This is a genomic window from Solirubrobacter phytolaccae, from assembly GCF_027587195.1.
Taxonomy (GTDB): domain Bacteria; phylum Actinomycetota; class Thermoleophilia; order Solirubrobacterales; family Solirubrobacteraceae; genus Solirubrobacter; species Solirubrobacter phytolaccae.
Genome location: NZ_JAPDDP010000052.1, coordinates 13,873 through 26,975, shown reverse-complemented (window position 1 = coordinate 26,975; position 13,103 = coordinate 13,873). Strand labels below are relative to the sequence as shown.

8 protein-coding genes are annotated in these 13,103 nt (G+C 71.4%); 5 read left to right on the top strand and 3 right to left on the bottom strand.

Annotated elements, in window-relative coordinates; all coding sequences use genetic code 11:
* Positions 1 to 62: 62 nt before the first annotated feature.
* Positions 63 to 2,003, bottom strand: a complete 1,941-nt coding sequence (locus OJ997_RS23860; protein WP_270027763.1) for an ATP-binding protein — start codon at positions 2,001 to 2,003, stop codon at positions 63 to 65.
* A 35-nt stretch (positions 2,004 to 2,038) separates the two neighbouring features.
* A complete protein-coding gene (locus tag OJ997_RS23855; RefSeq protein WP_270027762.1) occupies positions 2,039 to 2,584 on the bottom strand; it encodes an eCIS core domain-containing protein in 546 nt (181 codons plus the stop codon).
* Positions 2,585 to 2,665: 81 nt separating this feature from the next.
* Between OJ997_RS23855 and OJ997_RS23850 the strand changes: the two genes are divergently transcribed.
* From OJ997_RS23850 to OJ997_RS23830, 5 genes are all read left to right on the top strand, one after another.
* Positions 2,666 to 3,358 (top strand): hypothetical protein, encoded by a 693-nt coding sequence (locus OJ997_RS23850; RefSeq protein WP_270027761.1) that lies wholly within the window; start codon positions 2,666 to 2,668, stop codon positions 3,356 to 3,358.
* Between the two features lie 157 nt (positions 3,359 to 3,515).
* Positions 3,516 to 7,835 (top strand): DUF3616 domain-containing protein, encoded by a 4,320-nt coding sequence (locus OJ997_RS23845; RefSeq protein WP_270027760.1) that lies wholly within the window; start codon positions 3,516 to 3,518, stop codon positions 7,833 to 7,835.
* Between the two features lie 109 nt (positions 7,836 to 7,944).
* Positions 7,945 to 8,697 carry a ParA family protein gene (locus OJ997_RS23840; RefSeq protein ID WP_270027759.1) on the top strand — a complete coding sequence of 251 codons (753 nt, stop codon included), beginning with the start codon at positions 7,945 to 7,947 and terminating at the stop codon, positions 8,695 to 8,697.
* Between the two features lie 112 nt (positions 8,698 to 8,809).
* The gene (ftsZ, locus tag OJ997_RS23835) at positions 8,810 to 10,087 is read left to right on the top strand and encodes a cell division protein FtsZ (protein WP_270027758.1); all 1,278 of its coding nucleotides are present in this window, start codon (positions 8,810 to 8,812) and stop codon (positions 10,085 to 10,087) included.
* 62 nt (positions 10,088 to 10,149) lie between these two features.
* A complete protein-coding gene (locus tag OJ997_RS23830; RefSeq protein ID WP_270027757.1) occupies positions 10,150 to 11,604 on the top strand; it encodes a gamma-glutamyltransferase family protein in 1,455 nt (484 codons plus the stop codon).
* Here the strand turns inward: OJ997_RS23830 and OJ997_RS23825 are convergent.
* The gene (locus OJ997_RS23825; protein WP_270027756.1) at positions 11,555 to 12,994 is read right to left on the bottom strand and encodes a cupredoxin domain-containing protein; all 1,440 of its coding nucleotides are present in this window, start codon (positions 12,992 to 12,994) and stop codon (positions 11,555 to 11,557) included. The two genes, OJ997_RS23830 and OJ997_RS23825, sit on opposite strands and share 50 nt — an antisense overlap.
* Positions 12,995 to 13,103 lie beyond the last annotated feature (109 nt).

Here is a 13,103-nt window from a genome sequence, read left to right as displayed (position 1 = left end):
TCGTCGTGTGACCAACGCGTGAGGCCATCATGACCTCCGCCGACCGTTCGGGGGATGGCGGGTCAGTGCCCGTTCGCGCGGGCGCCGACCTTGATGACCTCGTGGAAGGACCCGAAGTCGGCTTCCAGGGTCAGGCGGCCCTGCTTGCCGTACTCGTTCGCGACCGCGCGGACCAGGTGCCGCATGCCGATCGGGGAGTCGTCGTCGGCGGCCTCGAAGGCGCCGGCTAGCGAGCAGTTGCGGATCGCGCCGCCGGAGAGCTTGAACTTCTCGGCGAGGAAGTCGAGGTCGACGTCGTCCGCGAGCGGCGCCTCGGGCGGGAGCACCTTGCGCCAGATGCGCCGGCGGTCCTCTTTCTCCGGGAACGGGAAGTCGATCACGAAGTCCAGGCGGCGGATGAAGGCGTCGTCGATGTTGCGGCGGAAGTTCGTCGCGAGGATCACCGCGCCCGGGTAGCCCTCCATCTTCTGGAGCAGGTAGGCGACCTCGATGTTCGCGTAGCGGTCGTGCGAGTCGCTGGTCTCCGAGCGCTTGCCGAACAGGGCGTCGGCCTCGTCGAAGAAGAGGATCGCGTTCGAGCCCTCGGCGGCGCCGAAGATCCGGTCCAGGTTCTTCTCGGTCTCACCGATGTACTTGGAGACCGTGGTCGCGAGGTCCACGCGGAAGATCTCCAGGCCGAGCTCGGCCGCGATCACCTGCGAGCCCATCGTCTTGCCCGTGCCGGACTCGCCCGCGAACAGGACCTTCAGGCCCTGGGTGCGGGAGACCGTCTTCTCGTAGCCCCACTCGCTGAGCACGCGGTCGCGGTGGCGCAGGTAGGCGCTGATCGACCGCAGCTGCTCCGTCTGCTTGGGCGGGACGACGAGGTCCTCCCACTTGTAGCCGGGCGGGAGGCGGGCGGCGAGCTCGCCGAGCTTGGAGGAGGAGGCCTGGCGCGCGCCGGCGTCGAGGTCGCTCAGCTCCGGCACCTCGGCCCCGCGGGCGATCGCGGACAGCCGCGCCACCTCGGCCGCCTCGATGATCTGCGTCATCGAGAGCCGGAACTTGGCGGCGACGTCCTCGGTCGCGGCGACGCCGGTCAGGTCCGCCCACGCCTGGCGGCGTTCCGCGAACGACGGCGGGCCGGCCTCGACCAGCAGCACGGTGCGCTCCCCGAGCGCGAGCGCCGCGGTGCGCGTCGGGGCGGCGAGGACCGTCCGCTCCGGCCGGGCCTCGATCGCCCGCAGGATCCGCGCGCGGTCGCCCGGCTCGACGTCCTCCAGCCCTTCGAAGATCATCGGCCGGTCCTCGAGCGCGCTGATCAGCGCGGCCTCGGCCATCACGTCCTTGTCGGTCAGGTCGCGCACGTGCGCGGCGACCAGCGGGCGGCCGACGGCGGTCGCGATCAGCGTGTCGGCGTCCGGTCCGGCCAGGACGATCGGCAGGTGCGACTCGCGCGCCAGCAGCGCGGCAATCATCTCGACCGCCTCGGCCCGGCCCGGGGCGTGCGCGGGCATGTCGATCAGGCGCAGCCGCGTGGGCTGCGGCGACTCGTCCATGCGACCGCCGAGGAGCACGGCCGCGAGCCGGTCGGCGATCTTGATCGGGCGCTCCGCGAGCGGCGTCTGCGCGTCCCCGAGCAGCTTCAGCGCGCCGAGCGAGCGCAGGCGCCCGGCCGCGTCGAACGCGACCATCACGTCGGCGGGCGTCAGCCCCTCACCCTCGAGCAGCTGGCCGACCAGGCGCGGTGACGGCAGCTTGCGCGTGACGTCGTCCTGCAGGTAGGCGTAGAGCCGCCCGTAGCGCGGGTTGAGCTCGGTCGCGGAGCACACCGCGAGCACGGCGGCCTCGAGCAGGTCCAGCCCGAGCGCGCGCACCACTTCCTGCAGTCGCCCGTCGGAGTCCACCGAGCCTTCGCCCTCGCCGTGCGAGAGCCGCAGCGCGACCTCGTCGGAGATGTACAGGCCCCGGAACGGATCGCCCGGGTCGGGATCGGACGCCGCGACGCGCTCGACCGCCGCCATCACGCGACGGTCGATGAAACCAAAGCTGATCTCTGTCACTGAGAGACTTTGTCCGCCACAGAATCCGCCTCGTTCTCCATGGCGTCGCCCGGATTCGAGACGGTCAGCGGCCCGCTGGTCGGCGCGCCGCGCTGCTGGACGACGTGGGCGAGCTCGTGCGCGATCAGCTTGTCGCCGTCCGACGTGCCCGGCTTGTACTGGTCCTTGCCGAAGTAGACGTCGGAGCCCGTCGCGAACGCCTTCGCGGACACCGCGTGGTTGAGGTCGTTCGAGTAGTCGCCGGTATGGACGCGGACATCCGACAGGTCGCCGAGCTGCGGCGAGAGCTTGTTGGCCACGCCGCCGTCGAGGTTCTGGCCGGCGCCGCGCGTGGAGTCGATCTTGGACTGCACGGACGAGTGGACCTGGCCGCCCTCCGTGATCCCCGCGCCCTGGCGGGCCGCGATCGCGCCGCCGAACGCCCGGTTGCCGACGTTGGAGACGAGGTTGTGCAGCGGGGCGGCCGCGTCCTCCCGCTGCTCCTCGGGCTTCGGGGCCCGCGGCTTCTCGTGCTCGTGAAGGCGCTGCGGATCGCTACTCACGCCTTCGAGGATACGTGTCCTTCTGTTAAGCGCGCAAGAGCCGATTGGGCGTCCAGCCGTGCACGCATTATCTTGTGCGACGTGCAGCAAGCACCCGAGCAGAAGGCCAACCCCTTCGAGATCCTCGGCGCCTGGCTGCATATTTGGACGCCGCCGCGCGACGTCCGGATCCCGCCCGTGCCGTGGCGCAAGATCGGGCTCTACAGCCTCGTCGGCGCCGTCATCGTCGGCATCGGGCTCGCGATCATGGTCCCGCGGATCGACTCCAGCAAGGACCAGTACGCGGCCGACTACGCCGCGTTCAAGGAGCGCGTGCGGCAGGAGAACGTCGCGCGCATCAACAAGGCCCAGGCGGCGAAGACCGGCGAGGGACTCGCCTTGCGGCCGGCCGACGGCGCGAGCGCCGCCGAGGTCGAAGCCGCCCGGACGCAGCTGATGGACAAGATGCAGACCGACATGTACGCGGACGCGAAGGCACGCTCCGCGAGTGGCGAGATCAAGCAGGTCACCGCCCCGCCGACGTGCGAACGCGCCGAGGGCACGCCGACCAGCGGCCCGATCGGCGTCTTCAACTGCTTCATCCAGACCACCCCGATCTCCTCGGGCAAGCGCAACATGGCCGGCGCGCTCGGCTACCCGTTCCGGGCGGTCGTCCACTTCGACACGTACACGTACGCGTGGTGCAAGGCCGAGCTCGTCCCGGGCGAGAAGCTCGTGGTCTCCCCGGAGTCCGCTCCGCTGCTGCCGCCGGCCTGCCGGCCGCCGAAGACCTGATTCGCTCATTCCTGGGCCGAATCGGTCCACGCGCGCAACCAATCGGCAACGAGCCGGTCACCTCGCGCTGAGTCGCGGGCGAAAGGGTTCGGTTGTCCCCCGCAGGGCTCGGCAGGAAGCCGGTCCTGAAGTGCGGAACCGACTCAGGAGCTCTCCCTTGTCCCATCCGTCTGCTCGCCGACGCGCGCTCTCGCTCGCGGTGGCGCTGGCCGTTGGCGCGCTCGCCTCGGCTTCACCCGCGCACGCCGACCCGGTGAAGGCCGGGCCGGCCGTCCCGGACGAGCTCGCCGTCCTGACGATCGGCGGCGCGCTCCCGCCGCTCGACGTCGGCCGCAGCGCCACCGACGAGATCGCGGTCTACCGCTACGCCACCGGCGACGGCGCGTACCGTGGCCGGCTGCAGTACCCGGCCGTTGCGGCCGAAGGCGTCACGCCGCTCACCAAGAACAACTACACGGCGATCGCGCCGATGCGCGAGCATGCGCTCAAGCGCTCCGCCGACGGGCGCTTTCTGACGTTCACGGCCAACGCGCTGCCGTTCAACTCCCAGGTCTTCATCAACCAGCGGTCGCACGTCGCGGTGCACGTCGGCGCCGACGGCTCGAGCAGCCGGCTCCCGCTCGGCTACGAGAACACCGGCAACTTCAGCGCGGTGACCGTCGACGGCACGCGCGACTGGTTCCACAACAGCGGCGAGCTGTACACGATCGTGCCCGGCGAGACCGAGAACACCCGGATCGGCATCAGCGCCCTCAGGGAGATCTCGCCCGCCATCGACCTCGTCGACGGCGCGCTGCAGTTCACGACCGGCACCGGCGTCTATCGCCTCGAAGGCGGCCTGCCCACGACGGGCTCGATCGCCACGACGCCGCCGCGCACCCAGCTGATCGACCTCTCCGGCTCGGTCGACAGCGCGTTCGTGGACACGGACACGACGCCCGGCGTGGACACCGCCTACGTCTCGCGCTACAGGCGCGGCCTGTACAAGTACACGCTCAGCGGCGGGCAGTGGACGCAGCGCGGCAACCTCAAGGGCGACTTCAACTACGTGACCGCGCGCGCCGTCGCCGGCGTCGTCGAGGTCTACACGTCCTCGGTCGACGGGATGCGCGTGCTGAAGGTCGTCGACACCGCCGAGAGCGGCGCCGCGCTCGCCACCACGGACGCTGAGACGATCGCCTACGCGCCGGACAAGCGCCGCTTCACCGGCCTCACGTTCGCCCCCGGCAACGGCTTCCCGGCCGACGCGACGCCCTACCCCGCGACGCCGCCGCGGTTGTACCCGGCCACCGAGGCCGTGGAGGCGTTCGCCGGCCGTACGACGACGCTGACGGTGGACGTCGCCGATCCGAACACGCCTTCGTCGGAGCTGACGCTGACGGCCCGCTCCACGAACCCCGATGGGCTCCCGGACGACGCGATCACGGTCACCGGCACCGGGACGCGCCGCACGGTCACGTTCGAGCCGACCGTCGCGGGCGGGAGCTACGTCACGCTGACGCTCACGGCCGGCGGCGAGCAGACGACGCGCGAGATCCTGGTCAGCGTCTTCCCGGAACCGCCCGACCCCACCAGCCACTACTACGAGAACCTGGTCGACATCTCGGCGGCCGTCGACCTCGGCGGTGACCTCTTCCTCGGCATGTCCGACGAGGTCAACGCCCTCACCCTGTTCAAGAAGGGCGAGAACGGCGCCGGGCTCGAGAGCTTCCAGGCCGGCCTGCCCGGCGGCGAGGCGGACCTCGAGGGCGCGGTGCGCAACGGCGACACGATCATCGTCTCCGGCTCGCACGGCCTCAACCGCTCGGGTGAGTTGCGCGTCGAGCGGCGCTTCCTCGCCTTCATGACGCTGTCGGGCAGCGGTGAGCAGATCAAGCTCACGGGCGCCGGCAGCTACACGCGCCTGTGGGACCAGTGGCGCGCGTGGGACGCGACCAACGGCCACGGCCTCGGTGCGAACAAGCTCAAGTTCGAGACGGCGACGCGGCCTGGCGTGCTGCCGAACGCGCCGAACGGCTGGAACGTCGAGGGGCTGACGATGGCCCCCGGCAGCTCCACGACCGGCTGGTTCGGCATGCGCGCGCCGACGGTCACGGGCGCCGACGGCATCGAGCGCGCCGTCATCCTCCCGGTGAACAACATCGACAAGCTCACGTCGAACGCGGTCGACGCGCAGCTCGGCCAGCCGATCTTCCTCGATCTCGGCGGCCGCTCGATCCGCGACATCGCCAAGAACGCGCAGGACCAGTACCTGATCGCGGCCGGTCCGGGCGACACGAGCGACTCGCTGCAGAACTGGGCGCTGTACACGTGGGACGGCAACTCGGCCCACGACCCGCAGATGGTCAAGGAGCTCCTGACGGACGCGGCCCGGATCGGCGCGTGGGAGGGCATCGCCGAGGTGCCGGCGAACCTCGGCCCGGGCAGCCGCGTGCTGCTCACCGCCGACTCCGGCGACACCGGCCTGGGCAAGACGTACGGCCAGTACGTCACGCTCGACGCGCCGACCGAGCGCCCCGGGGCCATCGGCGGCCTCACCGCCACCGCCGCGGTGGGGGCGATCCAGGTCGACTGGAACGCCGCCGAGCGCGCGACGCGCTACTACGTCACGGCCAGGACCGCGTCCGGGACCAACGCTCCGGGCTCGCCGCGGTTCGTGACGGGGACGAGCACCCGGTTCGAGGGCGTTCCCGCCGGAGATGGGTACACGGTCGACGTGCGCGCCGAGAACACCGCCTCGCGCTCCGCGAGCGCCACGAAGGTCGACGTGACGCCGCTGCAGGGCCCGCGGACCGCCACAACGACCACGCTGCAGGTGTCCGGGCCGACGATCTACGGCGAGGCCCTCAAGCTGACCGCGACGGTCAGCGACCCGGCCGCCACGGGCACGATCCGCTTCTGGAACGGCGGCTCGAACCTCCCGGACGAGGACTCCGGGACCCTCGACACCAACTTCCCGGTCGTCAACGGGAAGGTGACGATCCGACCCGGCACACGGCTGCCCGCCGGCCTGCGCAGCCTGCGCGCGGAGTTCATCACCAGCAACCCCGAGACGTTCCTCTCGTCGTCGTCTGAGGTCACCCCGGTGTTCATCGGGTGGAAGCCGCACGCGCCGCAGATCGAGGTCGTGTCGATCACGGGTGACCGCGTCGCCGGCGGCTCGCTCGCGATCAAGGCCAAGCTGCGCGGCTACACGCCGGCCGAGCTGGGCTCGAACCTCACGTTCCAGTTCGCGACGCGCGTCAACGGCTCGGCGACGAGCACGCCGATCGTGGGTACGAACACGCCGGAGAACCCGTCCGCCGAGTTCGGCTACATCACCGGGGACTCAGGCGGCGAGGCGACGATCCACACGACGGCGCTGGCGGCCGGCAAGCACCGGATCAACGTCCTGGTATCGACCGGCAGGACGAACCACCTCTCCGGCTACTCGGCGGAGATCCCGGTCGAGATCGCCCCGGCGGGCTCGACGCCGGCCGAGCCGCGCGCGATCACGATCCCGAAGGTCGCCGTGACCGTCACCGGCACGCGCATCACCAACCAGCCGCACACGTTGACGGCGCGCGTCTCCGACCGGTCGCTGGCCGGCTCCGTGCAGTTCTTCCAGTACGGCGGCACGGCCCTCGGCACGCCGGTGCCGGTCGTCAACGGCGTCGCGACCCGCACGGGCACGATCCCGACCGACATCCAGCAGGTGTTCGCGCGGTTCGAGCCGACCGCCGACCGCGACACGACCGCCTCGCCGGTCTCGCTGGGCGTCGGCCTGATGCGGGCAGCCGGCACGGAGCCGCCGCTGGGCGATCCGACGCCGACCATCACCACGCTGTCGCTCGTGGGCGAGCGCGTGGCGGGCAAGCCGCTGACGGCGAACGTCGAGGTCAAGGCCGACTCGACCGCGTTCGCGGCCGACCGCGACGTCAACGGCTACGTCGAGCTGCTCGACGGCGGCACCGAGATCGCGATGATCCCGGTGCTGCGCGGCAAGGCGACCGAGACGGTGACGCTGTCGGGCGGCGCGCACACGCTGCGCGCGCGCTACGTCTCCTCCGACGAGCGCCGCTCGCTGAGCTCGTCCTCGGCGGCGCAGGACGTCGCCGTGGCCGTCGAGACCAAGGCGGACGCGCCGGTCGGCGGGTCCGTCCTGGCGACGCTGGCGCTGACGATGGGCGCACCGGCGGCGTTCCCGACGTTCGTCCCGGGCGTGGAGCGCGAGTACACGGCCACGACGAAGGCGACCGTGATCTCCACGGCGGGTGACGCGGCGCTGACGGTGTCCGAGCCCGGCCATCTGGCCAATGGCGCGTTCAGCCTCCCGCAGCCGCTGCGGGTCGAGCTGGGCACGACGGCCTGGACGGGTCCGGTTTCGAACGTCGAGGTGCCGGTCACGTTCAAGCAGGCGATCGGCTCCAGCGACGCGCTCCGCACGGGGACGTACAGCAAGACGCTGACGTTCACGCTCAGCACCACCACGCCGTAACGCTCGCACCGGACAGATAGCCAAGCGGCGCGGGAGGAATCCCGCGCCGCGAGGCGAACTCGGGGCCTGAGATGGGCTTCCCCTGCGACAGCGAACGGAGCGTGTGACCGTGGCCAAGGTGATCGCCTTTGCCAATCAGAAGGGCGGAGTCGCCAAGACGACGACGACCCTGAACCTCGCCGCGGCCTTTGCCGAGGCGGGTCATCGCGTGCTGTGCGTGGACATGGATCCGCAGGGCAACTTGTCGATGTCCCAGGGCATCGACCCGGAGACGCTGGACAAGTCGATGTTCGACGTGCTCGTCCACGACATGCCGATTCGCGAGGTCACGTACCGCTGCGAGATCGACGTCGCAGTGGCCTCGATCGACCTCGCCGGCGCCGAGATCGCGATGTCGATGAAGATCGGTCGCGAACGTTCTTTGGACAAGGCTCTCCGCGCAGTTTCCGACGACTACGACTTCGTGTGCATCGATACGCCGCCCTCTCTGGGACTCTTGACGGTGAACGCACTTACGGCGGCCGACAAGGTGATCGTCCCCGTGCAGTGCGAGTATCTCTCGATGCGTGGGCTTCTACAGCTCCAGCACACCCTGGAAATGATCCGCGAGAACCTCAATCCAACCGTCGAGATCATGGGAATCCTTCCCACGATGGTGGACACGCGGACGCTGCACGCGCAGGAAGCGCTCGAGATCCTGGAGGAGAACTTCGGGGACCGGGTGTTCGGGGCGCGCATCAAGAAGACCGTTCGCTTCGCGGAAGCGCCCGTGAAGGGGATGTCCGTCCTCAAGTACGACCCGACTGGGCAAGCGGCAGACGCGTATCGCCGGCTGGCGAAGGAGGTGCTCTCGAATGGGTAGCGGCAAGCGGGCAAGCATGCGGGAAGGCCCGTTGGCCAACCTGTTCCGCAAGACCGAGACGGAAGGGCTGGGCCCGTCCCAGTCGCCGATGATGAATCAAGAGGAATCGCCTGTGCCTGAGCCGCGGGAGGAACCGTCGGTGCCCGAGCGGGTCACCCCGGTGCAGCCGCCGACCCCGCAGGAGCGCCTGCGCCACGCCTTCAGCACGGACGTGCCGGGGGACATGATGGCCCCGCCCGAGGAGCCGCCGGCGCACGAGCCGCCGCCGGCCGCCACGGACTACACGTGGGGTTCCGGGCGCGACGAGCGCGTCGGCCAGCCGCAGCTGCGCGTCGTGGGCGTGGGTGGCGGTGGCGTGAACGCCGTCAACCGCATGATCGAGGCCGGCGTGAGCGGCGTCGAGTTCCTCGCGCTGAACACGGACGCGCAGTCGCTGCAGTCCTCCTCGGCGCACCTGACGCTCCAGATCGGCGCGGACATCACGCGCGGCCTGGGCTCGGGCTCTGATCCGGAGCGCGGCCGCGCGTCCGCGATGGAGGACTATGACCGCATCAAGTCCCTGCTCAAGGGCTCGGACATGGTCTTCATCACCGCCGGCGAGGGTGGCGGCACCGGCACGGGCGCCGCGCCCGTCGTGGCCCGCGTGGCGCGTGAGCTCGGCGCGCTGACCGTCGGCATCGTCACCAAGCCGTTCGGCTTCGAGGGCTCGCGCCGCCTGCAGGCGGCCGAGGCCGGCATCCAGGCGCTCGCCGAAGAGGTGGACACCCTCATCGTCGTCCCGAACAACAAGCTGCTGTCGGTGCTGGACAAGCAGACGTCGATGGTCGAGGCGTTCCGCGTCGCCGACGACGTGCTGCGCCAGGGCGTCCAGGGCATCAGCGACCTCATCACGCTCCCGGGCCTGATCAACCTCGACTTCGCGGACGTCCGCACGATCATGTCGGACGCCGGCAACGCGCTGCTCGGCATCGGCATGGGCACGGGCGACAAGCGCGCGCTCGAGGCCGCCACGCAGGCGACCACGTCGCCGCTGCTGGAGACGACGCTCGAGGGCGCGAAGGCGATCCTGCTGTCGATCACGGGCGGCCGGGACCTGTCGCTGTGGGAGGTCAACGAGGCGGCTCGCGCCGTCCAGGAGACCGCGCACCCGGACGCGAACATCATCTTCGGCGCCATGGTCGACGACAACCTGGACGAGGACGAGGTCTGGGTCACGGTCGTCGCCACGGGCTACGAGACGCAGGCGGCGCGGCCGGCCGCGTCCGATCGCGGCTCGTTTCGCGAGCCCGCGGGCGAACCGCGGGTAACCCGTACGCGTGAGCGTGAACCCGCCCAGCGTTCCCAGCGTCCGACCGACGTCGACGTTCCTGAGTTCATCCCGAGATTTTGAAGCCGGGACAACCCCACCGCCCCACCCCGATCATCCGCCCTCAACACCGTTGAGGGCTGAGCGTGGCTAGCCGCGGAGTCGTCGCGGCGGGCCACCCGCTCACCGCCCAAGCCGGCGCGGACATCCTCCGCGCCGGCGGCAACGCGGTCGACGCGGCGCTGGCCGCGCTGATGATGTCGCTGATGGCCGAGCCGCTCCTGACGGGGCTCGGCGCCGGTGGCTACATGCTCGTCGCGCCGCCCGGGGGAGAGCCGGTGCTGCTCGACTTCATGGTCGCCTCGCCCTCCAACGGCGAGCGCGCGCCGCTGGACGCGGTCGTGCTCGACTTCGGCGACGCCGTCCAGGTCTTCCACATCGGCGCGTCCTCGTGCGGCGTCTACGGCGTGCCGGCGGGGATCGCGGAGGCGTCCGCGCGCTTCGGCAGCGTCCCGCTCTCCGACCTCGCGGCACCGGCGATCGCGGCCGCCCGCGGCGGCGTCGCGATGAACGCCACCCAGGCGCTGCTGTTCGACCTGCTGGGGCCGATCGCGTTCGCCACACCCGAGTCCCGCGCCCGCTACCAGCTGGACGGGCGCGCGCCGCGCGAGGGCGAGGTCGTGCGCGACCCGGACCTGGCCGACGCGATCGAGCGCCTCGCCACCGACGGCGCCGCGCCGTTCTACACCGGCGACATCGGCGCGGCGGTCTCGGACTGGGTGCTCGAGCGCGGCGGCACGCTGTCCCGCGCGGACCTCGCGGCGTACGGAACGCTGCCGCGCGAGCCGGTCCGCGTCGGCTACCACGGCCGCGACGTGCTGACGAACCCGCCGCCGAGCGCGGGCGGGCTGCTGATCGCCTACGCGCTGGCGCTCCTGCAGCGCAGCGAGAGCAAGCCGGACGGCGCCGCGCTCGTGGCGGCGATGGAGACCGCGCAGGCCGAGCGCACCGACGCGTTCCTCGACCACCTGCACGAGCCGGGCTTCACCGACTCGTTCATGAGCTCCCGGCTGGGCTCGACCACGCACGTCTCCGTGATGGACGCGGACGGCTGGGCGTGCAGCGTGACGACCACCAACGGCGAGGGCTCCGGGCTCGTGGTGCCCGGCACCGGCGTCCACGTCAACAACATGATGGGCGAGCAGGACCTGTCGCCCGCGGGCTGGTTCACGCACCCGCCGGGCCGCCGGCTGCCGTCGATGATGGCGCCGACGATCGTGCTCGAGAACGGCCGTCCGGAGCTCGTGGTCGGCAGCGCCGGCTCGAACCGGATCCGCTCCGCGATCCTGCAGGTGATCGTCAACGCGATCGACCACGGGATGGACGCCCAGCCCGCCGTCGACGCGCCGCGCCTGCACTTCGAGGACGGCCTCGTCTACGCCGAGCCGGGGATCGAGGACGTCGTGGCTCGCACGATGGTGCGCTTCCGCGAGCGCAACCTGTTCTTCGGCGGCTGCCAGGCGGCGGAGCGCCACCACGGCAAGGGCTCGTTCAGCGGGGGCGGGGATCCCCGTCGGGGCGGGGCGGTCGTGGCGGTGTAGAGCGCACCGTCACCACCTGTGACATGTACGCGGAGTGCAGCGAGCACATCAGCAGGTAGCGGCCCGGCTCGGTGAAGCGCTTGCCGTAGCCGCCGCCGTCGCGCAGCCACGGTGAGGCGAAGCCGACGGGGCCGTCGGCGAGCGTGACGTCGTGCTGCTCGTCGTCGGGGAAGCGCCAGCGCACGACGGCGCCGCGCCCGACGACGAGGTTGGTCGAGCTGAACCGGAAGTCGCGCACGGTCACGGTCGCCGACTCGCCCTCGATCTCACGCGCCGTGCCCGCCGCGGTCGTGGTCGACCGCGCGAGGCCGTCCTTGCCGACCCGCGCGAGCGTCAGGCCGACCGTCGGCGGCGTGGTGCGCGGGCCCTCGAACTGCGCGCCGAGCTGCTGCGCGTCGGGTGGGGCGGCCGAGCAGCGCACGTCGGGCGCGCCCGGGAGCGGCGGCGCGACGTAGACGTGGCTGATGCCCATGACCCGCGTGTGCGGGCGCAGGTTGTCGTAGACCGCGGTGACCTTCAGGTCCTCGCCCTTGCGGAACGCGTAGCCGGTCGGCGACTGCCACCAGCTGATCGCCTTCGGGTCGGGCTCGTGCAGCAGCGGCTTGACGGCGTACAGCTTGTCGCTCGCGGGCGCGTAGAACGGCGTGTTGGTCACGAGCGTGCGGTGCTTGCACGCCGGCTGGCTGAGGATGAGGTCGTTCGCGCCGCCGTGCAGGTGCCCGCCGACCGCGACGATCCGGCCCGCCGTGGGCATCGCGTACATGCGGGAGCGCCGGTGCTCCTTGCTCCCCCGGCCGGGCACCGACCACTGCGGGTCGGGCGAGCACGGGATCACGCTCAGCCAGTACGGCGTGACCGGGGTCACCGGGCGCGGGTCGATCGTCACGCGGTACTCGAGGAAGAACTCCTGGAAGCCGCCGCGGTGGTGCATGACCATGATCGGCGCGTTCCACCGGTCGGCCGGGGTCGTCGGATAGCCGTAGCCGGGCGGGAGCGTGAGCGCGCGCAGCTCCTCGCTCGTGCCGAAGAAGCGCTCGCGGGTCGTCTTCTTCGGGCACATCGGGTCGCGCCGCTCGCCGTCCGGGCCGCCGTTGGTGAAGACGAGGTGATGGAGCATCGCCACGTACTGCGGCAGCTCCTTGCCGTCGGCGTCCACGAGCCGCGCGTCCATCCCCACGATCGCGCCCGCGACCTCCGGCGGCTGCACCTTCGCGGACGTCTTCAGCGTCGCGTACGGGCCGAGCTTGAACGGGCCGGAGCGCTGGACGTACGTGGTCAGCGACGGGTCCGCCCGGTGCTCGGGCGGCGGCGGGGTGACGGGAGTGGACGCGGCCCGCGCCGCCGGCGCGAGCACGAGCAGCAGCGCCAACGCTGCGAGGAACCGGACCATCGCCGCACAGTCAACACGATGCCGAGGACGCCGGGATCCGGCAACGGGTACGGCCAGCCGGACACGCGTGTCCGGCTGAGGGGCAGCGCGAGCACTCATCGGGCGTCGT